Here is a 23,528-nt window from a genome sequence, read left to right as displayed (position 1 = left end):
CTTAGAAACTCTCGTCCACGGCCTGCAGCTTCTGCTGCGCCAGGATCTGCGGCTTGACGTCCAGGTCGGCCGGCTCTCCCAGCAGGCGCAGCGTCTGCGCCACGACTTGACTGAACACCGGACCCGCGACCGCGCCGCCGAAGTACTGGCCGTTCTTCGGCTCGTCGACCATCACGGCCACGATGATGCGCGGCCTGGAAATCGGTGCGATGCCCACGAACCAGGAACGGTATTTGTGGCTCGCGTAGCCCTTGCCTTCCTGCTTGTGCGCCGTGCCGGACTTGCCGCCCACGCTGTAGCCCGGAACCATGGCCTGCGGCGCCGTGCCGCCGGGGCCGGCCGCCATCTGCAACATCACCCGGATCTCCGCGGCGGTCTTGGGGCTGAACACCTGAATGCCGGAGACCGGCTGGTCGGCCGGTCGCTTGGTCATGGTGATGGGGATGATGTCGCCGTTGCGCGCGAACACGGTGTAGGCGCGCGCCAGCTGTAGCAGCGACGCGGACAGGCCGTAGCCGTAGCTCATCGTCGCCTGCTCGATCGGGCGCCAGCTTTTCCAGGGGCGCAGCTTGCCGGTCACCGCGCCGGGGAAGTCGATCTGCGGCCGCTGGCCCAGACCGATGGCGGTAAACATCTCGTGCATCTCGCGCGGCTGCATCATCAGCGCCATGCGGGCGGCGCCGATGTTGCTGGACTTCTGGATCACCTGCTGCACTGTCAGGTCGCCGTGCGGGTGCGAGTCGGTGGGGGACCAGCCCGAGATCACCACGCTGCGCGGGCCGGTGCTGAGCAGCGTGTCGGGACGCACGCGGCCGGTCTCCAGCGCGAGGCCCGTCGTGAAGGGCTTCATCGTCGAGCCGGGCTCGAAGACGTCGGTCAGCGCGCGGTTGCGCAGCTGCTCGCCGGACAGGTTCTTGCGGTGGCCCGGGTCGTAGCTCGGATAGTTGGCCAGGGCCAGCACCTCGCCGGTGTGGGCGTCCAGCACCACGACCGAGCCGGCCTTGGCGTTGTTCTCGGCCACCGCGTCGCGCACGCGCTGATAAGCGAAAAACTGGACCTTGGCGTCGATCGACAGCTCGATGTCCTTGCCGTTGGCGGCGGGCACGCGCTCGCCCATGTCCTCGACGACGCGGCCCAGCCGGTCGCGCACCACCGCGCGCGAGCCGTCGCGGCCCTGCAGGTCCTTCTGGAACGCGAGCTCGATGCCTTCCTGGCCCTGCTCCTCGATGTTGGTGAAGCCGACGATGTGCGCCGAAGCCTCGCCCTCCGGATACTGGCGCTTGTACTCGCGGTCCTGGAACACGCCCTTGAGGCCGAGCTCCTTGATCTTGGCGGCGGTCTGGTCGTCGGCCTGACGGCGCAGGAAGACGAAACGGCTCGAGGGATCGAGGCGCTTGTCGAGCTCGGACGGGCTCATGTCCAGCAGCTTGGCGAGCTGGCGGCGCTTGTCCGGGTCGGTGTCGACCTCCTTCGGAAACGCCCAGATCGACGGGACCGCGACGCTGGCGGCCAGCACCTGGCCGTTGCGATCGCTGATCTTGCCGCGGCTGGCGGGCAGCTCCATCTTGTGGGCGTAGCGGGCCTCGCCCTGGCGCTGGAAGAAGTCCTCGCCGATGAGCTGGATGTAGGCGGCACGGGCCAGCAGGCCGGTGAAGGCCAGGCCCACCAACGCGACCAGGAAGCGCGAACGCCACGGGGGCGTCTTGGACGCGAGCAGCGGGCTGCTCGAGTAGCTGACGCTGCGCGTGTTGGCGTTGCGGGCGCGCTTGCCGATCATCGGGCCGCTCCTTGCGCGCGGGCGCCGCGCGGGGCGCTCGCGACCAGGGCCGGCGCGTCCGGGTTGTAGGTGATGGCGGGCGTGATCGCGCGCATCTTCAAGCGTTCGCGGGCAACCTGCTCCACGCGCAGATTGGTCGCCTGCGCCTGGCGGTCGGCCAGCAGCTTCTGATAGTCCGCGTCCAGCCGGCGGCCCTCGGTTTGCGAGCGGTCCAGTTCGGTGAAGAGCCGGCGCGCCTCATAGGCACTGCGCACCATGTAGATGCCCGACACCATCACCGCGACGATCAGCAGCAGGTTGAAACGGCCGATCATCGGCGGCCTCCCTTCTTCTGCTTGCCGGTGGATTCCGCGACGGGCGCGGGGATGGGCGCATCGGTGCGCTCGGCCACGCGCAGGATCGAGGAACGCGCGCGGGGATTCGCGGCGACCTCGGCCTCGCTGGGCTTGATGCGGGCGATCGCGCGCAGCGGCGTGGGCTGCGGCGCGGCGAAGGGCGCGCGGCGGTCGAAGACTTCCTTGCTGTGCTGGGCGATGAAGGTCTTGACGATGCGGTCTTCCAGCGAGTGGAAGCTGATCACCGCCAGCCGGCCGCCCGGCTTGAGCTTGGCCAGCGCCGCGTTCAGCCCCTGCTGGAGCTCTTCAAGCTCGGCGTTGACGAATATCCGTAGAGCCTGAAATGTGCGCGTTGAAGGGTCCTTGCCCGGCTCGCGGGTTTTGACCGCACCAGCCACGACTTGGGAAAGCTCGGCGGTTGTTCGAACAGGGCGCCCGCCTTCCCGGCGAGCCACAAGCGCCTTTGCAATCGGGAGAGCAAACCGTTCTTCGCCATAGTCGCGGATCACCTGTGCGAGTTGAGACACCTCGGCGCGTGCCAGGAAGTCGGCGGCGCTTTCGCCCCGCGTCGTGTCCATGCGCATGTCCAGGGGGCCGTCGAAGCGAAAGCTGAAGCCTCGCTCCGGGTTGTCGATCTGTGGACTGGAAACGCCAAGGTCCAGCAGGATGCCGTCGACCTGGGTCACGCCCAGCGCGTCGAGTTGCGCGGCCATGTCGGCAAACGGGCTGTGGCAAATGTGGAAACGCGGGTCGTCGACCCGCGTCTGTCCGGACGTCGCGGCCGCGACCGCCTCGGGGTCGCGGTCGATCGCGATCAACCGCCCTTTCTCGCCCAGCTTGGACAGCAGCAGCCGCGAATGACCGCCCCGACCGAAGGTGCCGTCGACGTAGATGCCGTCGGGCGAGGTCAGCACGCCCTCCACCGTCTCGTGCAGCAGCACGGTGGTGTGGGAGAACGTTGGAATATTGGACTGCTCGGTGCTCATGGCGCTCAGAAGCTGAAGTCCTGGAGCGCGGCCGGCAGCTCGGACTGCATGACCGCGGCCTCGTGGGCGGCGTAGGCCTGCGAGTCCCACAGCTCGAAGTGGCTGCCCATGCCCAGCAGCATCACGTCCTTCTGCAGGCCGGCGGCCACTCGCAGCTCCGGAGCGACCAGGACGCGGGCGGCGGCGTCGATCTCGACGTCCTGAGCGTTGCCCAGGAACACGCGCTTCCAGCCGGCGGCGGACATGGGCAGCGCGGCGACGCGGTCACGGAACTGTTCCCAGGCGGGACGGGGGAAGACCATCAGGCAGCCTTCCGGGTGTTTGGTCAGCGTCAATTGGCCTGCGCACAGGGCCTGGAGCACCTCGCGATGGCGTGTAGGGACGGTCAAGCGCCCCTTGGCGTCCAACGCCAAGGCACTCGCCCCCTGAAACACGACATTCGCCACTTTGCCCCACCGAATTGCACTTTCTCCCACTTTAATGGCGGGTCGGCGGCCGGTCAAGGAAATTTGGCGTTTTTCCCAATCAAATCAACTACTTAGCTGCCCTTTTCAAGCATTTGCGCGAAATAAAAGTCCTTGTAAATGAAGGACTTAAGAACTGCTGTGCAAGTGATGGATCAACATATTCGGCAGTTGTACCCACCCGAAACCAGGGACGCGCCTCCCCAAATCGATACTGGATACCCAACCAGTATCGGCGAGGACGCGCAAAAGAAAAGCGGCCCGGAAACCCGGGCCGCCTGCGTTTGAGCGGGGTGCTGACCGATCGAGGGGGGAGTTCCGATCAGCCCGCCGAAGCGGCGCTCGCCGCGTTCGACGGCGCATGGGCGGGCTCGCTGGCGACCGCCTCCCCCTGCCACCATTGCGGCGTCACGCCGGGCTGCTCGATCGCCAGCGCCGCGCCGATCACCGGCGTCACCAGCTCCACATTGCGCAGCCGCGCCAGCGCGGTGATGCGCTCGAAGGGGTCCTGCCAGCGGTGCATGGCCAGATCGAAGGTGCCATTGTGGATGGGCAGCAGGCGCTTGCCCTTCAGGTCGATGTGCGCCTGCATGGTCTGCTCGGGTTGCATGTGGACGTAAGGCCAGCGCGGGTCGTAGGCCCCCGTTTCCATCAGCGTCAGGTCGAAGGGGCCGAGGGCCTCGCCAATCGTCTTGAAGCCGTCGAAGTAGCCGGTGTCACCGCTGAAGAAGACCCGCAGGTCGTCGTCAACGATCACCCACGAGGCCCACAACGTGCTGTTGCGGTCGCTCAAGCTGCGGCCGGAAAAATGCTGCGCCGGGGTGGCGGTCAGTTGCAGACCGGCGATGGTCGTGCCCTGCCACCAGTCGAACTGGCTCACCTTGGCCGCGGGCACGCCCCAGTCGATCAGGCGCTGGCCGACTCCGAGCGGGGTCACGAAGCGCCGCACCTTGGGGGCGAGCGCCAGCACGGTGTCGTGGTCCAGGTGGTCGTAATGGTCGTGGGACAGGATCACCGCCTCGATCTCGGGCAGCTCGTCCAGCGCGATGGGCGGCGCGTGGAAGCGCTTGGGGCCCATGAAGCTGAAGGGGGAGGCGCGCTCCGAGAACACCGGGTCCGTCAGCCAGAAACGGCCGCGCAGCTTGAGCAGCACCGTCGAATGGCCCAGGCGGAAGAGGGTTCGGTCCGGCGCCGCCAGCAGCTGGTCGCGCGTCAGGGCGCGGACCTCGATGGGCCGGTCGGGCACGGTGCCCTTGGGCTTGTTGAACATGAAGTCCCACATCAGGCCCATCGTCTTCCAGAAGCCCTGCGAGGGCTCCACCGCCGGGTTGTGGAACTTGCCGTCGTGCCATTGCGGCGATTGCTCGACGCCGGGCTGGGCGCCGACATCGGCCGCGGCGACGGCCGCATCGGCGGCGGAAACGGTCGCCTGGTGGGCCGGCGAGGACAGGGCACGGGAAGCGGTCATGGCGAGGACTCCCAGAATCAGCACGGCCGCGACGCCGGTCAGCGTCGTCAGCAGCAGGTGGGTGGCGGAACGATGGCGGGTCGAGGACATCGGGTACGGGTCAAAACTTGCACTACACAGTGTAGTTTTCGGCGGAGTGTAGACATCGGGATCGGAAAAGTAAACTCCCCGGTGTAACATTGACACCCATGACTTCCGACGCCCCCGCCATCGCTTCGGCGCCCGCCTCCGCCCCATCCGACCCCGACGATGTGGCGGTAGACGCCTTGGCCGCCGACGCCCCCACCCGCCTGACCGATCGCAAGCGCCAGGCCATCGTCGACGCCGCCATCGCCGAGTTCCGCGAGCATGGGTTCGAGGTCGCCAACATGGACCGCATCGCGGCCCGGGCGCAGGTGTCCAAGCGCACCGTGTACAACCATTTCCCCGGGAAGGACGCGCTGTTCGACGCGATCCTGGAACGCTTGTGGGCGGCGACCGAGGCGCAAGTGAAGCTGCCCTATCGCGGAGATCTGCCGCTGCGCGAGCAACTGCTGATGCTGATCGCGCAGAAGCTGGCGATGTCGGACGATCCGCAGTTCCTGGATCTGGCGCGAGTGTTGATCGCGGAGGCCATCCATGCGCCGCAGCGGGCGCGGGACATGCTGTGCAGGCTCGGGGGGCGGGAGGAAGGGCTGACGGTGTGGATCCGGGCGGCGATGGGGGATGGCCGGCTCAAGGACCTGGATCCGGCCTTTGCGGCGGCGCAGCTGCAGGCCCTGGTCAAGGGGTTTTCGTTCTGGCCGCAGATCACGATGGGACAGCCGCCGTTGGACAAGGCGCAGCAGAGGCAGGTCGCGGAGTCGGCGGCGGATATGTTCCTGGCGTGCTATGCAGTGGACGCGGCGAGTTGACCGGCCACTCCCCCTACTTCGTGAGGGCGGTGCTTTTGGCCCCTCGCCCGCTTGCGGGAGAGGGGTTGGGGTGAGGGCCGGCGCAGGCGGCGCAGCGTCAATCGCAGGCGGGTGAACAGCCAGGCTCTGGTGTGCCACCGCCCTCACCCCAACCCCTCTCCCACTTCATGGGAGAGGGGCTCTGGCTAAGGAGCGATCCGCTCAAGACCCGCTCAGACGGAAAGTCCCAACCACCTCCGCCAGCTTCTGCGCCTGATCCTTCAGGCTCTCGGCCGCGGCGGCCGATTCCTCGACCAGCGACGCGTTCTGCTGCGTCACCTGATCCAGCTGAGCGACCGCCACGTTCACCTGACCGATGCCGTGGCTCTGCTCCTGCGCGGTGTTGCTGATCTCGCCGATCATCTGCGCCACGCGCTGCACGCTGCCCACGACTTCATTCATCGTGTCGCCCGCGGACGCCACCTGACGAGTGCCCGTCTCGACACGCTCCACGCTCGCGGTGATCAAGGTCTTGATCTCCTTGGCCGCGCCGGCCGAACGCTGCGCCAGCGCCCGCACCTCGCCCGCCACCACCGCGAAACCGCGGCCCTGCTCGCCCGCGCGGGCCGCTTCCACCGCCGCGTTCAACGCCAGGATGTTGGTCTGGAAGGCGATGCCGTCGATCACGCCGATGATGTCGCCGATTTGGCGCGAGCTCGCGCTGATGTCCTGCATGGTCGACACCACCTGCCCCATCGCCGTACCGCCCTGGCTGGCCACGCGGCTCGCGCTGTCGGCCAGCTGGCGCGCCTGGTCGGCGTTGGCGGCGCTGTTGGCCACCGTGCTGTTGAGCTCCTCCATCGAGCTGGCGGTCTCCTGCAGATTGCTGGCCGTCTCTTCGGTACGCTGGCTCAGATCCTGGTTGCCCGCCGCGATCTGGCGCGAGGCCACCGCGATCGACTGGCTCGTCTCCCGGACCTGCAACATGACCTGCTCGATCTTGTGAACGAAGGCGTTGAAGCCGCGCGAGATGTCGGCCAGTTCGTCCTCGCCGCGTACGTCCAGGCGCTGGCTGAGATCACCCTCCCCGGCGCCGATGTCGTTCATCGCCCGCTTGATGCCGGACAGGCCGCGCAGCAGCGCGCCCACCGCGGCGGCCGCGACCAGCGCCGCCACCACCGTCACCAGCACCATCGTCAGACCGGCGTTGCGCAGCACGCTGGACAGCGCGGCCAGCGCCTCGTTGCGCTCCGCGGCGACGACCAGCACCCAGTCCGTGCCCGGCACGTCCACGGCCTTCAGGAAGAAGCGGTCCGAGCCGATGTCGGCGGCCGTCAGTTCGTTGCCGTGCGCGTCGGCGATCAGCGCCGCGTCCAGCGCAGCCGACAGCTCCTTCACCGGCTTGAGCGTCAGCGCCGCATCCGGATGGGCGATGACCTTGCCGTCCTTGTCCAGCAGCATCGCGAAGCCGTGCTCGGTCGGCTTGATGGCCTTCATCGTGGCGACGATGTCATCCAGCGGCACGTCCGTCCCGGCGACCGCCTTGACCTGGCCGCCCGCGCGCACCGCGTTGGCAAAGCTCACCACCAGCTTCTTGCTGGAAGCGGCGACGTAGGGCGCGGTGATGACCGGCTGCTCGCTGGCGGAAGCGGCCTTGTACCAGCCGCGGCCGGTGGGGTCGTAGTCCGCGGGGCGCTGGCGGTCGGGGATGGAGATCATCCGCTTGTCGGCCGAGCCGACGTAGGCCAGATCCAGCCGGCCCGACTGCTGCGCCTGGGCCAGCGCGGGGCGCGGATCCTCCAGCAGCGCGGCCGGCGCCATCGCGGCGACCACGTCCTTCTGCGTCCGCACCCAGGCGGCGATGCCGCCGGAATGCGCGGCGGCGAGGTCGTTCAGCTGCGCCTGCACTTGGCGGCGGGCATGGTCCCGCACCGCCCAGTAGCTGGCGACAGTGGCGAGCGCGACGGCCGCGACCACGATGAGGATGCTGATGGCGATGAGGCGCGACTTGATGGTCTTCAACACGGCGGTGATTCCTGAACTGGAGACGCCGCGACCGTCAAGGGGCTGAACGTTCAGGACTTGATCGATCTCAAGTCCCGGGGACGCGGCGCGCGAATTGTGCGCGTAGCGATGTGCTGATCCGAGGGTTTCCCCGCAGAAGAACGAGACCCCCGTGACGATCGTCACGGGGGCTTCACATGCATCGGATCGGCAGATCGGACCTGGATCGTTCAGCGCGCGCTCAGAAGGATTCCTTGATCAGCCGGCCTGTCTGCGCCTGCAGCGGGCGCGCGTTCATCGGATAGAGCCGCGAGAACACCGAGATCTGCTGCGAGGACACCGGCACCGGCTGCCGGAACACCAGCCACAGCACGCCCTCGCTGCAGGGCGGCGTCGTCATCGAGCCCATGTAGGAGAAGTAGCCCCGCTCCTTGGGCAGCAGCTGGTTGAGATCGATGGGGACCGGCGCCTCGTAGGCGTCGCCGCGCTCCAGCGGCAGGTAGTTCCAGACCGTCTGCACCAGGGCCTGGTCCTGACCGCGCTCCAACAGCACCGCGATCATCGCCAGCCGGCCCTCCGCGTCCTGGTGGACCAGATGCACCGACATGTCGTACTGGCGGCCGTTGATGCGTTCCTCGCTGGGCCGATGGAAGTGGAACTGCACCAGCTCATAGCGCCGCCCCATGATCTGGATCGAGTTGCCCGGCGCCACGTTCACCTGGATGGTGTGGCCGTCGTCGATGACCGAGAAGTTGCTCGGCTTGTAGTCGAACTGGATTTTTTCCTGGTCGACCTTGATGGTGTCGCGCAGGTCGATGGGGCTCTGGCGGGTGCCAATCGCGCATTGGCGGAACTCGGGCTGCAGTTGGCCCCAGCGGTCGGGCGCGCCCTCGCCGGTGTAGCTCCAGACGACGGACGACTTCGGCGCCGAGGCCGCCGCGCCCGGCTTGGCCGTGCCCTTGCGGGCGCGCAGGTCGACCGGGTTGCTGGTCTTGATGTCCGTCGGCGCCTTCTTGGGACTGAGCTTGAGGGAGCCGGCATCGTCCTTGAGGCGCTCGGCCAGACGGTCACGCAGCTGCTCGGTCGAGGCGGACTCGGCCGGCGGGGTCGCCGTATCGGCGGCGAAGGCGCACGGCGCCAGGCTCAGCAGGGACAGGCTCAGCAGGGACAGGCTCAGGGCGGCCGACAGCAGACGGACCGGGCCGGGACGGTGGGACATGGACGGGCTCACTTGAATACGCTGCCCTTGATTTCGGACCGCCGCCGCGCTTCTTGAGCGCCGCGACGGCCCGGCGGGCGCCAGAGGCGCCGGGTGCGGGCGGACGTCACGCCCCCTGCGACGCTCAGAGCGTCGGGGCGGGGATCTCGTGCTTGACCCAGGTCCAGGCGATCAGGCCGATGCACATCATCGCGGCCGAGGTGATCGCCAGCGACAGCATCGAGTGCATCACCAGCGGCACCAGCAGGCCGGCCACCACGCCGTTGGCGGCGCTGCCGATGCAGGCCTGCAGCGAGGACGCCATGCCGCGGCGGTCGGGCGCCTGGTCCAGCACCAGCAGCGTGACCACCGGCACCATCAGCGCCCAACCGAAGGCGAAGCTGCTGATCAGCGGGAAGGCCCAGATCGGGCTGTGGGGCAGGGTCAGGTTGCAGGCGATGTTGGCGATGGACGTGAAGCCCATGATCAGGAAGCCGCGCCGGATCTGCTTGCGCGGCGTGATCTTGCCGGCCAGCCGGCCGCTCAGCCAGGCGCCGCCCATGATCCCGCCGATGCTGAAGCAGAAGAACCAGAAGAACTGCGTCGGCGCCAAGCCCAGGTGCTGGCCCAGGAACACGGGAGCCGACAGCACGTACAGGAACATGCCGTTGAACGGGATGCCGCTGGCCAGCGCCAGCAGCAGGAAGCGCCGGCTGCCGACCAGACTGCCGTAGCCGCGCATCAGGGAGCCGACCTCGAAGGGCTGCTTGTGGTCCCTGTGCAGGGTCTCGGGCATCAGCCGCCAGGTCATCAGGAAGAGCAGCGCGCCCACCAGGACCAGGAACCAGAAGATCGCGTGCCAGTCCGCATGCACGTACAGGAAGCCGCCGATCATGGGCGCGATCGCGGGCGCCAGGCCGAAGAAGATGGTCACCTGCGACATCACCCGCTGCGCCTCGGACGGCGGGAACATGTCGCGGATGATGGCGCGAGAGACCACCACGCCCGCGCCGGCCGACAGACCCTGCACGGTGCGCCAGAAGACGAGCTGGCCGATGCTGCCCGCCAGCGCGCAGCCCATCGACGAGAGCGCGAACACCGCCATGCCCCACAGCACCACCGGACGCCGGCCGAAGCTGTCCGACAGCGCGCCGTGGAACAGGTTCATCACCGCGAAGCCGAACAGATAGCCCGACAGCGTCTGCTGCATCTGCACCGGCGTGGCGTCCAGCGCTTTCATGATCCCGTCGAAGGCCGGGATGTAGGTGTCGATGGAGAACGGTCCCACCGTGGCAAGCGCGGCCAGGAGGACGGCGAGGGCCCAGCGCGGCGCGCGCCAGAGTTGGCTGGCTTCGGGATTCATGTGGGCGGATGTGCGGTGCGTGGGGAAAGCATGCGGGGGATGCGTGCGGAGGTCGCCCCGGCACCGGCCTTGCCGGGAGTCGGAGGTCGGCAGTGTAGCGGGGGCCCCTACACTCCGACCTTTTTGCGGGCGAGGAGCAACGGCGTGCCAGGCGTGTTGAGCATTGGGGTGATCGGTCTGGGCGTGATGGGGCAACGGATGCTCGCGCGTCTGGCCGGCCATGCGCGGCTGCGCGTGACCCGCGTGTGGGACGAGAACCCCGAGGTCCTGGCGCAGGCGCTCTCCCATTACCCGCTGCTGCGCGCGGCCTCGAGCGCCGAGGCGCTGCTGCGCGAGCCCGGCCTGCACGGCGTCTACATCGCCACCCCGCCCGGCCCGCACATCACGCTGACCGAGCAGGCCTTCGACGCCGGCCTGGCGGTGCTCTGCGAGAAACCGCTCACCACCGACTTCGACGCCGCCCGCGAGTGCATCGCCCGCATCGAGCGCGAGCGCCGCCGCGCCGCCGTGAACTACTCGCTGGCCTCGTCGACCGGACTGGCCTCGCTGCAGCTGGCTTTCGGGGCGGCCTCGCGTCGCCCGCTGGGATCGCTGCACGAGGTCCGCATCGAACTGCGCTTCGCCGCCTGGCCGCGGCCCTGGCAGGCCAATGCCGGCGCCTGGCTGTCGCAACGCGCGGAGGGCGGCTTCACGCGCGAGGTGCTGTCGCATTTCATCTTCGTGCTGCAACGCGTGCTGGGCGCCGCCGACGTGGTGCGCAGTCAGGTCGTGTATCCGGAGGACGGCGTGGGCTCTGAGCGCTCAGTCGAGGCCGAGCTGCTGGCCGCCGGCGTGCCGGTGCGCATCAGCGCCGGCCTTGGCGGGGAGCGGGCTGACGACAACCGCATGCTCTGGCGCGCCAGCGAGGGAGAGATCGAGCTGCGCGACTGGTTCGGCGTCACGCAGCAGCGCCAAGGCGAGCGCGTCCAGAGCATGGGCGACGCCGAGACCTTGCGCATGAACGGCATGACCGATCAGCTCAGCCACTGGTCCGCGATGCTGGAAGGCCGCTCGCACAGCCTGCCCGGCTTCGCCGAGGCGCTCGCCGTCCAGAAGACGATCGAGGCGATCCTGGCAGGCAAGGCCTGACCCTCGGCGCAGGGCGAGCACGTCAAACGCGCCGAGTGGCCGAAGCGGTACCGCGTTGCGATGCGCGGCTAGGCGCGAACCGGAGCCATAGCACCGCTATGGCGAGGATTCGCAACGACGCCGAGCGCCCAAAGCGGGACCGAGGCGGCCACGCGGCTAGAATGCGTGCCGTGAAGCGAGTCAGACCGCCGCTGGTGCGATCGTGGAAACACGGCACTGGAGGAAGGTCCGGACTGCATAGAGCGGCGTAGCAGCTAACGGCTGCCCGGCGAAAGCCGAGGATCAGAGCAACAGAGACGAGTCGAGGCCGGCGCAAGCCGGCTTCGGGTGAAACGGGCAATCTCTACGCGCAGCAACACCAAGTAGGCCAGCGTTGATGCGGCTCGCAGAGCTGGCGGGTAGGTGGCACCGAGCCGGGCAGTGATGCCCGGCCCAGATGAATGGCGGTCACGCGGGACCTCGAAAGAGGCCTCGCGCACAGAATCCGGCCTATCGGCTTGCTTCACACTTTCACTTTCCGTAGCCCCGCGCAGGCATGTGGGTTGCTACGCTCCGAGGATCATGCAGATCCAATCGCTCGATCCCCATAGCCCCGCCGCGATGTCCCTGCTGGCGCAGTCCGACGCCTACATGGCGTCGCTCTATCCGGCGGAGAGCAACCATCTGACGGACCCCGACGCCCTGGCACAGCCGCAGGTCCGCTTCATCGGCGTGTGGCTGGCGGAATGGCTGGCCGCCTGCGGCGCGGTCATCGTCAAGGACGACCCCGACGGCCCCTACGGCGAGATCAAGCGGATCTTCGTGCAGCCGCAGTTCCGCGGCCGCGGCCTGTCCAAGGCAGTGATGCAAGATCTCGAGTCCCATCTCAAGGCGCAAGGCATCGAGCTGGTGCGGCTGGAAACCGGCGTGCACCAGCCCGAAGCCCTCAAGCTCTACGAGACCTTGGGCTACGACCGCCGCGCGCCCTTCGGCAACTATGCCGAGGACCCGCTGTCGGTGTTCATGGAAAAGCGGCTCTCGGCCTGAGTGCCCGCCGCTCTGGCCCGCTCGCGCTCGCTGTTCGGGATGAGCGCGGCGCGCACAAGCGCACGCTTTTCATGAGCTTCGATCAAGACGCGCGGCGTCGGCCCAACGGCACCCCCATGAATTAGGGATCTCGCACCTGTTGTCGGCGTGTGAAGGAATGTAACTTCGCGGCTTTTGTCGGCCTGCTTTGTTCGCTATGCGATCGGCGAGCCTGTCGGATTCCGCTCCATGTCTTCGCCGCCCGCCTCGTCCCCCAAGCTCTCGTCCCTGGAAGCCGTCCGCGCGATCGCCGCGGTCCTCGTGGTGCTGATGCACGCGACCCACCTGATGCGGGTGCCGCAGTTTTCCGGCCATGTGGGCCTGGGCGGACTCTTCGACTTCGGCTACGTCGGCGTGGACGTCTTCTTCGTGCTGAGCGGTTTCATCATCACCTACGTCCATCACGGTGAGCTGGGCGGCGGCGCGAGTCACTGGCGCGAGTTCCTCTGGAAGCGCTTCGTGCGCATCTTCCCGATCTATTGGCTGGTCCTGGCGCTGAGCGTACTGCCCTCGCTGCTGTCGCGTCTGGCGAGCGGCCGCCGTCCGCTGATCGACATGGGCCTGGACGCCCTGCCCGGCACCCTGCTGCTTTGGATCGGCGGCGGACTTCCGGAGATCGTCGGCGTCGCCTGGTCGCTGCAGTTCGAGATCCTGTTCTACCTGAGCTTTTGCGTCCTGCTGCTGCACGTCGGCCTGGGCCTGACGCTGTATGCGGCTTGGGCCGCGCTCTCGGTGGCGCAGGCCTACGGCGTGCTGCACAGCCCGCTGCCGCTGAGCCTGGGCGATCCGATGTGCCTGGAGTTCCTGCTCGGCGTGGCGGCGGGTCTGATCGCGCGGCGAGCGCCCCTGTTCACGCTGCCGGGTCAGGGCTTGCTGGTGGCGGCCGCGCTGGTCGCGGCCGTCGTCTACGAGCGCATCGGCCCGCAGGGCACGCATGCCTTCGGCGGCCGAGTCGCGCTGGGGCTGGCCGTCGCGGCGCTCATCCTCACGCTGGTGGCCTGGGAGCGTCATCGTCCGGCACGCCTGCCGCGTCCGCTGGCGGCGCTGGGCGCGACCTCGTACTCGCTGTACCTCAGCCACTGCCTGCTGATCAACATCGCGCTGGCCGCGCTGGCCAAGGTCGGGCTGTACCGGCTGCTGCCGGAATTGGTGCTCTTCCTGGTCGCGATGACGGTGGCGCTGGTGGGCGGCTGGGCGCTCGGTCGCTGGGTGGAACTGCCCGTCGTCGCCTGGCTGCGCCGGCAGTACAGCGCGCGAGCGCCAGGACGCACCTCGCCGCAAGGGACGGCTACCGCCTGAATCATCAGGGCGCCACGACACGCCCGACGACCGGCTCCAGGGTCAGCGCAAGCATCCGATGAGCGGTCGCCGCGGCGACCGCTCATCCGTCACTCGTCGTCGCCGCTGCTGACGTCCTGCTCGTTGCGCTTCTTGGCCTGCTGCTTCAGCGGCGCTTCCAGCGCCTGCAGTCCGTCGACGAAGTCGTCGACCGTCTTGGGCGAGGCGACGCGCAACGCCGGCGGCGGCAAGGTCGCCATGTAGTTGGGACCGATCCAGTACTGCTGCTCGCTGCGCCGGCCCACGGTCAGCACCAGGCCGACGATGGCCATCGCCGCGATGCCCACGCCCAGCCGCCGCGACGCGCGCGGCCACACCACCGAGGCATGCCACCACAGCAGCAGCGCGGCGCCGGCCGACATGGCCAGCGTCTCGAGCGCCTGCAGCCGCGGCAGGTTGAATGCATAGGCCGCCAACGGCACGCCGATCTCCAGCAGCTGCAGCGCCACGGTCGCCACCAGCGCCCGCCACAGATGAGCGCCGAAGGCGAACCAGTGCCGGAAGACCTGCGTCACCAGTGCCCACAGCCCCGCCCAGACCAGCACCAGCCCCAGCGGCGCGAGGATCGCGCTGACCGTGTCCACCCAGGAGGCCGAGCCGTCGCCCGAGGCCCAGTTGGTCGCCCACAGCGTCAGCAGCCACACGGCCAGCAGCGCCGGCAAGGCCCACGCGGGTCGCGCCTCGCGGCGCACCGGCTCATCGGCGCGGTTCAGCGGCTGCTCGTCGGGCAGCGGGTCCAGCGAGGTGCGCAGCCGCAGCCGCGTCGTGCCCAGCTGCAGCGTCGACGCCGCGGGCCAGACCGTGCTTGCGTCGGCATCGAGCCGGCGTCCGTCCAGCCAGCCGCCGTTGCGACTGGGGAGCAGCTGCAGCCGCGGCGCGCCGCCGGCTTCCTCGTCCCAATGCAGCAGTGCGTGCGTGCCCGCGACATGCGGGTCGGAGAGCACCAGATCGCTCTCCGGCGCGCGACCGATGCGCAGCGGCCAGGCGCGGATCTTGTGGGTCTCCCGGCAGTGGCCGTCCCGGTCGACGATCTCGATCACCGCGTCCATGCGAATCCTTGCAGGTAATGACGCGTCAGCTTGGTGGCGTTCGCGAAGCTGACGCCGCGGGCGTCGAAGCGGCCCAGGGCGCCCTCGGTGGACGAGTCCACATTGGTCACCAGCACCGTCAGGTCGACCAGGCCGTCGAGCTTGCGGTAGGCGCGCAGGCAAGCCACCGCGCGCAGCGGCGGACCGTCGGGCTGCTGGACGAAGTCCTCCTTGCAGTAGGGGGCGGTGCGGTCCTTGTCGGGGCCGCCGAGCCGCTCGTTGCGGAAGCTCGCCGTGTAGATGTTGGCGAAGCGGATCGGGCCCAGCTTGCTGCCGTCGTAGACCTCCTCGGTCACGCCGAAGTAGCCGGTCTGCAAGGTCTCGTTGATGAACAGCGCATGCTCCATCCGGCATTGCGTGCGCTGCATCTGCAGCCCTTGCGAATCCGTCGGCGAGCCGCTGCCCCAGCAGCGCATGTACTGCTCCTGCGGGATGGGGAGGCGGTAGCGCGGGTGCGAGAGCGTGCGCCAGGGCTGGGCCAGGAAGTTGCGCGAGAGCTCCTCCTGATAGGCCATCAGCTGCTCGCGCAGCCGAGGCCAGGCGGCGCCCTTCATCGGGGAGGCCTGGCGGCTGCGTTGCAGCAGCGCGTTGGCGTACTGCGCCGGCACCAGGAAGCTCATCTGCTGCGCGAAGATCATCGTCGACACGTTGATGCCGACGATCTCGCCGTCCTCGTCCAGGACCGGGCCGCCGCTCATGCCCGGATTGATGGAGCCGGAGTAGTAGATCAGCGGATCGAAGCTGCGCTCCACCAGGCCGTTGTAGGTGCCCTCGACGACGGCGAAGGCAACGTCATGCGGGTTGCCCATCGAGTAGATGCGCTCGCCCTTGGCCAGCGGCTGATCGGCCTTGCGGAAGGCCAGCGGCGACGCCGTCATGCGCGCCGCCACCGGCGTCTTGCCGACGATGCGCAGCAGCGCCAGGTCGCGCCGCGCGTCGAAATCCAGCAGCTCCAGGTCGCCGCCGTCGCCCTCGGGCGTCTGGTACTGCAAGCGGTAGCGCTCGGGCTCCAGCGCGTGCTGGCTGACGACGTGGTAATTCGTGATGACGTGGCCCTCGCCGGTGACGACGAAGCCCGAGCCCACCGAGGCCTGACTGCCGTTGAACAGCGTGCGCACCTGCAGCAGCTGCGCGCGGCTGCGGTCGTAGAGCCGGCGTGCGCTGGCCGACACCGGCACCGCCGCCTGCGGTTGGCTGGCCGCGACGGCCGGCAGACCGGGGACTTCCGCGCCGCGCGGCGGGCCCGGCGGCGTGCCGGGGCCTTGCGGCTGCGCGCGGGGAGCGACCGGGGCGGCCGGCGCGATCGGCGCCCCGGTCGCCGTGGTCGCGGTGGTGCCAGGTTTTGCCGGAGCGATGGGAGCCGGCGCCGCGGGCGCCGAGCCCGCCGCGGCGGGACGCGGTTGCGCGACGACTGCCTGGGCCAGCGCCGCGATCAGCAGCAAGCCGGCCCCGGCGCCGCGCGCAAGGGATGAAAGGGATGGCGACAAGGAAGCAGACTCCCGAAACGACGTGAGGGTCGGCGACACCTGGGGCAGGTCCGGTACCCGGTGTCCCGCTGTCGATCCCGCCGTCCAGGGCCGCGGCCCGAGGTCGCATGCTAGCGGCTTTGAGGCCGCGCGCGCTCAGGGCTGTTGCGGGCGTTCGCCGGCCGGCGGCTCCTCGGGCGGCGCATCGCGCTTGGGTCGGCGCTCGCCGGGCCAGGCACCGAACAGCGGCATGGGCATGCGCACCGGCGTGACGTCCAGGTAGAGATTGACCACGGTGTAGTCCTCCGGGCCCAGCTCGTCGGTGCTCCAGCCGATGCTGCCCGGCCCCTTGTAGAGCCGGAACAGGAAGCCCAGGTCCGCCAGGGTGTCGCCGGGCTTGGGCGCGGCCTCGAAGCTCAGACCGCGGACCTCGGGCTGCACGCTGTCGATCAGGATGGACATCGCCGTCGAGATGGTCGAGTCGCCCAGCATGTCCGTGTAGAACTGCGGCAGCGTGTAGTAAGGCTTGTAGTCGGCCGCCCCGGGCTCCAGCCGCTGGCCGCGCAGCTTCACCGCCGACGGCGTCACCGCGCGCGTGGCCAGGTTCAGCCGATCCCCGTGATCGAGATAAGTGAGCTTGGCGCCCTTGAGATTGAACACGCCCAGCGCGCGATCGCTGACGGCTTCGCCCAGGTCCACCAGCAGCGCGCCCTTGTGGCCGAGGATCTCCACCTCGTCGCCGCGGATCACCGCGGCGGAGTTCTCGTCCACGCCCAGGCCCAGGCGGTAGCCCTTGGCCAGCATCAGCGGCACCATGCGACCGAAGCGGCCGCGCTTGAGGAAATGCTGGTCCACGAACAGCGTCGGTCCGACGAAGCCCAGCCCGCGATCGATCTGCTTGCCCTCCTCCCACTGGCCCTTGAGGATGCTGATGACGCTGGGCGCGTCGCGGAACATGACCGTGCTCATGATGGCCGCGCCGGCCGAGGTCCCCGCGACGACGCCGCCCTTGCGATAGACCTCCCAGATCGCGTCCAGCATGGGCGTGGTGTGGCCGCCGGGATAGAGCACGTCGACGATGCGCTCCTGAGAGCCTCCGGTGAAGAACACCCCCTTGGCGGCGCGCACCTTGGCGATCAGCGCGGGATCGCGCACCACCTTGCTCAGGTCAACCCAGGAGAAGCGCGGCGCCACCGGCAGCGCCTCGGCGATCGCGCCGCGGCGCTGCAGCTGGTCGACGACCTGCTTGGCGCTGGCCTCCGGATCCTCGGCGGCGGTGCCGAAGACCACAAAGCGCGCGCCCTTGCCGCCCGCCAATGCGACCAGGCGGTTCCACACCTCGTCGTTGTCCGACTTGAGCGCGCCGCCGATGGCCATCGCGTGGCCTTTTATGGGGACATCCGTCGGGGGGACAGGCGTTGCCTTCGCGGGGGGTGTCGGCGTGGCCGCGGCGGCCAAGCCCGCGCAGCTCAGCAGCAAGGCGCCCAGCGCGCGGCGAGAAAAACGTCGGTCGATCATCGTGTTGGCCTCTGGCCGCGCAGCCGCGGCATCGCAGAACGTGGTGGACCCGTTGCACCTGAACCGGGGGAAGGCAGCGCCAAACGATAGCCGCAGCCACCCGCCAACGGGTGACCGGAAGTCACAGGCAGTTGCATCGTCGCGACTGTGCTCGGGGCGCACCCTGTAACGCGGGTAACGCCACTCTCCCTAGACTGGCCCGACAGAGCCATCGCCATCGCCGTCGCATCGGCCACAGGGAGTTCCGCCATGTCCGTACGCCTTCGCGCCGTGCGCGCGTTCCGTGTCGTTCCCGCTTCCAGTGCCGAGTCCGGTCGACTCAGCGCCCGGCCGCCGCGCCGGCACGCCGTGGGACTGGCCTGCGTCCTGGCCATCGCCGGCGCGCTGGGCGGGGCCTGGCTGGACGTCCGAGCGCAGCAGGCGCCGCAAGCGCCGGACGACGCGGCCTCATCGGCCCAGGGCCAGCGCCCGCAGCAGCTGCAGCGGGTGCAGGTGACCGGCTCGGCGATCAAGCGGCTCGCGGGCGAAGGCGCCCTGCCCGTGCAGACGCTGACCCGCAACGACATCGTCAAGGCCGGCGTGACGACGGCCGCCGAGCTGATGGCCACCGTGTCCGCGATGAGCAATGCGCTCACCGACGGCGTGAGCATCGGCACCGGCGGCTTCAAGGACCAGATGGGCTTCAACTCGGCCAACCTGCGCGGGCTCGGGACCTCGTCCACGCTGGTGCTGCTCAACGGCCGGCGCCTGGCCAACTTCGCGTCGCCCGGCGACGACAACGGCGTCGACCTCAACAACATTCCCGCCGCGGCGATCGAGCGCGTCGAGGTGCTGCTGGACGGCGCCTCCGCGATCTACGGAACGGACGCGATCGGCGGGGTCGTCAACTTCATCACCCGCAAGGACTATCAGGGCCTGCAGCTGGACGTCTACGGCGGCGTCACCGACGAAGGCGGCGCCAGCAAGCGCACAGCGTCCATCGCCGCCGGTCACGGCGACATCGACCGCGACGGCTTCAATGTGATGGGCGTGCTGGACTTCCAGCGCACCGGATCGCTGCGGACCTCGCAGCGCAAGTTCATCGACGACCTGCGCATCCCGGAGCGGCTGCCGCATCTGCTGTCCTCGGCCGGCTTCCCCGGCAACATCCGGCTGAGCGGCGACCAGTTCGACTATCTGTCCGACCCGGCCAACGGCTTCACGCTCAACGGCAAGACCATCAGCTCGCGCCAGATCAACCTGAGCATTCCGCAATGCCAGGCGCCGCACACGCTCTATCTGCCGGCGGGCATCGGCGGCGTCGACGGCTGCACCTACGACTACATGCGCGATCTGGAGCTCTATCCGAAGACGGACAAGGGCAGCTTCCTGGGTCGCGGCGTGTTCAAGATCAACGATCAGCACCAGGCCTTCGTCGAGGCTTCCTACACGCGCAGCAAGAGCTGGTACGTCGGCACCAGCAACCGCATCGATGCGGACCTGGACGTGTCGCTGATCCCGGCCTTGGCCGCGACCGGCCTGGGCGACGCGCTGCCCGACGACCGGCTCATCACCGTGCGCACCCGCATGCTCGAGGCCGGGCCGCGCGCCAGCGAGCTGATCAGCACCGGCAGCCGCATCGTGGTGGGCATGACCGGCACGATCGGCAGCTGGGATTACGACTGGGGCTACAACCACAGCGTGAATCGCGTGTCCGACCGCGACGTACGCGGCTACCTGCCCTATGAGGAGACGCTGCAGGCCTACGCCGACGGCCTGCTCAATCCCTTCGGCCCGTCGAGCGCCGCCGGACTGCAGTTCCTGCGCGACAACAACATCAACCAGGAGGTCCGGCACGCGCGCGGCACCATGGACAGCTTCGACGTGAAGGCCTCGCGCTCGCTGATGAAGCTGGCGGGCGGCGACCTGGCGATCGCGGTCGGCGCCGAGCTGAGGCGAGAGCAGGCCTCCTCGGGCGCGAGCGATCTGCTGGTGTCGGACAACATCCTCGGCGACAGCAACCCGGGCGATGCGCAGTTCCGCGACAACTCGCGCAAGATCTGGGCGGCTTACGGGGAGCTGCTGGCGCCGCTCAGCAAGGAATGGGAGTTGCAGCTCGCGCTGCGCCACGACCATTACCAGAAGATCGGATCGACGACGAATCCCAAGATCGGCCTTCGCTACGCGCCCTTGCAGAACCTGACTTTCCGCGCCTCGGCGGGCACGGGCTTCCGCGCGCCGTCGATGGACGACCTGTACCGCGCGATCAAGGTCAGCGAGACCGCCACCCTGCCCGACCCGGTCTGCATGAGCCAGTACAACGACCTGGGCTTCTGCGCCAACAACTGGGAGACGCGGACCTACTCGAACCCGAATCTGAAGCCGGAGAAGTCCAAGCAGTTCTCCATCGGCGTGCTCGCGGATCCGACGCCCGAGATCAGCGTCGGGCTCGATTACTGGACCATCGAGAAGCGCGACCTGATCAGCACCATCGGCGACGACGTGATCCTGGCCAACCTGGCCAAGTACGGCTCGCTGGTGCACCGCTACAACCAGGATGAAGGCCTGCCGGGTTGCGACTACGACCCGGACGACTCGGACATCTGCTACATCGAGCTGCACAAGGAGAACCGCGGCAAGCAGAAGGCCTCCGGGCTGGACATGACGCTGCAGCTGCGCTCGCCGGCGACGAGCTGGGGCCGCTTCAGCGCGAAGCTGGTGGGGACGCTGACGCTGAGCTCCAAGAAGCAGACCGGCAATGGCGATCCCTACATCAGCAACCTCGGGCGCTTCGTCACCGACGGCGTGGTGCAGCGCTGGCGGCATCGGCTGAATCTGGACTGGACGCGCGGGGACTGGAGCGTCAACCTGGCCAACACTTTCTACAGCGGCTACGACGATCAGAACTCGGCCATCGACACCAACACCGGGTCCATCGTGTCCAAGAATCGGGTCAAGGCCTACTCGCTGTGGGACCTGTCCGGCGGCTGGGAGGCGACGTCCGCGCTGACCGTGCGGGCGGGGGTGAAGAACCTGTTCAACACGGCGCCGCCGTTCTCCAATCAGGCCTACTTCTTCATCTCGGGCTATGACCCGAGCTATACCGATCCGCGGGGACGCTTCTTCTACCTGTCGGCGCAGTACCGGTTCAAGTGAGCCGGCGCCAATGAGGCTGCGATGCGCCTGCAATGAGGCCCCAATGCGGAAGGCCCGCTTGCGCGGGCCTTCGGAGCGGGATCAGCGATGGATCAGTCCATCTTCCAGGACATCACTTCGCCGCCGCGCAGCGGCTTGAGCTGGGCGGCCTCGCCGAAGGGGACGGACTCGGGCAGGGTCCAGTCGGTCTTGCGCAGCGTGATGCGCGAGGTGTTGCGCGGCAGACCGTAGAAGTCCGCGCCGTGGAAGCTGGCGAAGGCCTCGAGCTTGTCCAGCGCGCCAGCGGCTTCGAAAGCCTCGGCGTAGAGCTCGATCGCGGACAGCGCGGTGAAGCAGCCCGCGCCGCAGACCGAGTTCTCCTTCATCACCGAGGCATGCGGCGCACTGTCGGTGCCGAGGAAGAATTTCGGGCTGCCCGAGGTCGCGGCCTGGATGAGCGCCAGGCGATGCTCCTCGCGCTTGAGCACCGGCAGGCAGTAGTAATGCGGACGCAGCCCGCCCATGAAGATGGCGTTGCGGTTGTAGAGCAAGTGCTGCGGAGTGACCGTCGCGCCGGTGAAGCGGTCGGCGTCGGTGACGTACTGGGCGGCTTCCTTGGTCGTGATGTGCTCGAAGACGACCTTGAGCTCCGGGAAGTCCTTGCGCAGCGGCGTCATCACGCGGTCGATGAAGAAGGCCTCGCGGTCGAAGACGTCGACGTCGCCATCGGTGACCTCGCCGTGCACCAGCAACAGCAGACCGGCCTTCTGCATGGCCTCCAGCGTCGCATAGGTCTTGCGGATGTCAGTCACGCCGGCATCGCTGTTGGTCGTCGCGCCGGCCGGATACAGCTTGAGCGCGACCACGCCGGCGGCCTTGGCGGCGGCGATCTCGTCGGGCGTGGTGCGGTCCGTCAGATAGAGCGTCATCAGCGGCTCGAAATCGACGCCCGCAGGCACCGCGGCCAGGATGCGCTGGCGATAGGCCAGGGCCTGCTCGGCCGTCGTGATCGGCGGCTTGAGGTTGGGCATCGCGATCGCGCGGGCGAATTGGCGCGCGGTGTAAGGGACGACGCTCTGCAGCGCGGCGCCGTCGCGCAGGTGCACGTGCCAGTCGTCGGGACGGATCAGGTCAAGGATGTCGCTCATGGGGCGGGATTGTCGCACCCGCGCCAGCGAGCGCAGGGGCGCTCGCCGCGGGCGGTGCAGCCCCCCTCGTGGTCACCGACGGTTTGGCCGGCGCCTGTGCCGCCGCCCGCAGCGTGTTGCTCATCTCCATCCACCTCCGGACCACTCGACGATCGTGTCGCGAAGGTCATTCGGCGGATTCCCGCACTTTTGACCTCGACGCTCGTGCGACTCGCCACACACCTCCCGTGCGGGTCTCATCGCGAAGACCGTCATTCTTCGCCGCCCGGTTCGCGAGGTCACTGACTTGGAAAGGGCGTTCTGATCGTCGATTCGTGTGGTGGGGCAACGCCTGTCCCCGCGGGGGATTGACGGCGAAAGCAAAAAGGCCCGCACCTTGCGGAGCGGGCCTTTCATCGCGACGCGCGCGGCGTCGGCGGATCGTCGAATCAGCAGGTCGGCAGATCAGCGAATCAATGCTGCAGGATCTTCGCCAGGAAGTCCTTGGCGCGCGGCGAGCGCTCTTCCGGCTTGCCGAAGAACTCGTCCTTGGTGCAGTCCTCGACGATCTTGCCGGCGTCCATGAAGATCACCCGGTTGCTGACCTTCTTGGCGAAGCCCATTTCGTGCGTCACGCACATCATGGTCATCCCCTCGTTGGCCAGCTGCACCATCACGTCCAGCACCTCGCCGACCATCTCCGGGTCCAGCGCCGAGGTCGGCTCGTCGAAGAGCATCACGATGGGGTCCATCGACAGCGCGCGCGCAATCGCCACGCGCTGCTGCTGGCCGCCGGACAGCTGGCCCGGGAACTTGTCCTTGTGGGCCATCAGGCCGACGCGGTCCAGCATCTTCAAGCCGCGCGCCTTGGCGTCGTCCTGCTTGCGGCCCAGCACCTTGACCTGCGCCAGCGTCAGGTTCTCCGTCACCGACAGATGCGGGAAGAGCTCGAAATGCTGGAACACCATGCCCACGCGCGAGCGCAGTTTGGGCAGGTTGGTCTTGGGATCCGTCAGCGAGGTGCCGTCCACCACGATGTCGCCGGCCTGGATGGGCTCCAGCGCGTTGACGGTCTTGATCAGCGTGGACTTGCCCGAGCCCGACGGGCCGCAGACCACCACCACTTCGCCCTTCTTGATGGTCGTCGTGCAGTCGGTCAGGACCTGGAAGGGGCCGTACCACTTGGAAACGTTCTTGATGTCGATCATGGCTTGCAA

The 23,528-nt window shown here is 68.5% G+C and carries 18 protein-coding genes and 1 other RNA gene; 6 read left to right on the top strand and 13 right to left on the bottom strand.

All coding sequences use genetic code 11. From position 1 onward, the window contains the following. Nucleotide 1: 1 nt before the first annotated feature. From ABDW59_RS01445 to ABDW59_RS01425, 5 genes are all read right to left on the bottom strand, one after another. Entirely contained in the window at nt 2–1,777 is a 1,776-nt protein-coding gene (locus tag ABDW59_RS01445; protein WP_343627574.1) for a penicillin-binding protein 2, read from the bottom strand. Then, nucleotides 1,774–2,091: a cell division protein FtsL gene (gene ftsL / locus ABDW59_RS01440; protein WP_343627573.1), complete on the bottom strand. Its 318-nt coding sequence runs from the start codon at nt 2,089–2,091 to the stop codon at nt 1,774–1,776. Before ftsL ends, ABDW59_RS01445 begins: the two co-directional genes overlap by 4 nt. Further along, on the bottom strand, nt 2,088–3,098 hold the full coding sequence (gene rsmH, locus ABDW59_RS01435; protein ID WP_343627572.1) for a 16S rRNA (cytosine(1402)-N(4))-methyltransferase RsmH: 1,011 nt from the start codon (nt 3,096–3,098) through the stop codon (nt 2,088–2,090). Before rsmH ends, ftsL begins: the two co-directional genes overlap by 4 nt. 5 nt (nt 3,099–3,103) lie before the next feature. Beyond that, complete coding sequence (gene mraZ, locus ABDW59_RS01430) at nt 3,104–3,532, bottom strand: division/cell wall cluster transcriptional repressor MraZ (RefSeq protein WP_343627571.1); 429 nt, start codon at nt 3,530–3,532, stop codon at nt 3,104–3,106. Nucleotides 3,533–3,884: 352 nt separating this feature from the next. Further along, nucleotides 3,885–5,120, bottom strand: coding sequence for an MBL fold metallo-hydrolase (locus tag ABDW59_RS01425; RefSeq protein ID WP_343627570.1), 1,236 nt, complete (start codon nt 5,118–5,120; stop codon nt 3,885–3,887). Between the two features lie 98 nt (nt 5,121–5,218). Here ABDW59_RS01425 and ABDW59_RS01420 point away from each other — a divergent pair, with 98 nt between their 5' ends. Further along, on the top strand, nt 5,219–5,923 hold the full coding sequence (locus ABDW59_RS01420) for a TetR/AcrR family transcriptional regulator (protein WP_343627569.1): 705 nt from the start codon (nt 5,219–5,221) through the stop codon (nt 5,921–5,923). A 201-nt stretch (nt 5,924–6,124) separates the two neighbouring features. Here ABDW59_RS01420 and ABDW59_RS01415 read toward each other — a convergent pair whose 3' ends face one another. The 3 genes from ABDW59_RS01415 to ABDW59_RS01405 form a co-directional block, all read right to left on the bottom strand. Further along, complete coding sequence (locus ABDW59_RS01415; protein ID WP_343627568.1) at nt 6,125–7,927, bottom strand: methyl-accepting chemotaxis protein; 1,803 nt, start codon at nt 7,925–7,927, stop codon at nt 6,125–6,127. 220 nt (nt 7,928–8,147) lie between these two features. Continuing rightward, nucleotides 8,148–9,125: a carbonic anhydrase family protein gene (locus ABDW59_RS01410; protein WP_343627567.1), complete on the bottom strand. Its 978-nt coding sequence runs from the start codon at nt 9,123–9,125 to the stop codon at nt 8,148–8,150. A gap of 124 nt (nt 9,126–9,249) precedes the next feature. Continuing rightward, on the bottom strand, nt 9,250–10,467 hold the full coding sequence (locus tag ABDW59_RS01405; RefSeq protein WP_343627566.1) for a multidrug effflux MFS transporter: 1,218 nt from the start codon (nt 10,465–10,467) through the stop codon (nt 9,250–9,252). A 144-nt stretch (nt 10,468–10,611) separates the two neighbouring features. Here ABDW59_RS01405 and ABDW59_RS01400 point away from each other — a divergent pair, with 144 nt between their 5' ends. From ABDW59_RS01400 to ABDW59_RS01385, 4 genes are all read left to right on the top strand, one after another. Next, nucleotides 10,612–11,595 (top strand): Gfo/Idh/MocA family oxidoreductase, encoded by a 984-nt coding sequence (locus tag ABDW59_RS01400; protein WP_343627565.1) that lies wholly within the window; start codon nt 10,612–10,614, stop codon nt 11,593–11,595. A 172-nt stretch (nt 11,596–11,767) separates the two neighbouring features. Further along, nucleotides 11,768–12,103: RNase P RNA component class A (gene rnpB, locus ABDW59_RS01395), an RNA gene on the top strand. Between the two features lie 53 nt (nt 12,104–12,156). Continuing rightward, nucleotides 12,157–12,621 (top strand): GNAT family N-acetyltransferase, encoded by a 465-nt coding sequence (locus ABDW59_RS01390; protein ID WP_343627564.1) that lies wholly within the window; start codon nt 12,157–12,159, stop codon nt 12,619–12,621. Between the two features lie 228 nt (nt 12,622–12,849). Next, entirely contained in the window at nt 12,850–13,959 is a 1,110-nt protein-coding gene (locus ABDW59_RS01385) for an acyltransferase (RefSeq protein ID WP_343627563.1), read from the top strand. A gap of 89 nt (nt 13,960–14,048) precedes the next feature. On the opposite strand, the gene ABDW59_RS01380 is transcribed toward ABDW59_RS01385, so the two are convergent. From ABDW59_RS01380 to ABDW59_RS01370, 3 genes are all read right to left on the bottom strand, one after another. Next, the gene (locus ABDW59_RS01380) at nt 14,049–15,047 is read right to left on the bottom strand and encodes an FHA domain-containing protein (RefSeq protein WP_343627562.1); all 999 of its coding nucleotides are present in this window, start codon (nt 15,045–15,047) and stop codon (nt 14,049–14,051) included. Then, on the bottom strand, nt 15,035–16,573 hold the full coding sequence (locus ABDW59_RS01375) for a serine protease (protein WP_343627561.1): 1,539 nt from the start codon (nt 16,571–16,573) through the stop codon (nt 15,035–15,037). The genes ABDW59_RS01380 and ABDW59_RS01375 overlap by 13 nt, the downstream gene beginning before the upstream one ends. A gap of 135 nt (nt 16,574–16,708) precedes the next feature. Beyond that, entirely contained in the window at nt 16,709–18,070 is a 1,362-nt protein-coding gene (locus tag ABDW59_RS01370) for a cyanophycinase (protein ID WP_343627560.1), read from the bottom strand. Nucleotides 18,071–18,319: 249 nt separating this feature from the next. On the opposite strand from ABDW59_RS01370, the gene ABDW59_RS01365 reads away from it, so the two are divergent. Continuing rightward, complete coding sequence (locus ABDW59_RS01365; RefSeq protein ID WP_343627559.1) at nt 18,320–21,205, top strand: TonB-dependent receptor; 2,886 nt, start codon at nt 18,320–18,322, stop codon at nt 21,203–21,205. Between the two features lie 92 nt (nt 21,206–21,297). Here the strand turns inward: ABDW59_RS01365 and pyrC are convergent, their stop codons facing one another. Next, the gene (gene pyrC, locus ABDW59_RS01360; RefSeq protein WP_343627558.1) at nt 21,298–22,332 is read right to left on the bottom strand and encodes a dihydroorotase; all 1,035 of its coding nucleotides are present in this window, start codon (nt 22,330–22,332) and stop codon (nt 21,298–21,300) included. Nucleotides 22,333–22,784: 452 nt separating this feature from the next. Continuing rightward, nucleotides 22,785–23,519 (bottom strand): amino acid ABC transporter ATP-binding protein, encoded by a 735-nt coding sequence (locus ABDW59_RS01355; protein ID WP_067061512.1) that lies wholly within the window; start codon nt 23,517–23,519, stop codon nt 22,785–22,787. Between the last annotated feature and the right edge of the window lie 9 nt (nt 23,520–23,528).

This window comes from Roseateles sp. (genome assembly GCF_039595295.1).
Classification (GTDB): Bacteria; Pseudomonadota; Gammaproteobacteria; order Burkholderiales; family Burkholderiaceae_C; genus Roseateles.
The sequence above is the reverse complement of the archived record's forward strand: the minus strand, read 5'-3'. Positions and strand labels throughout refer to the sequence as shown.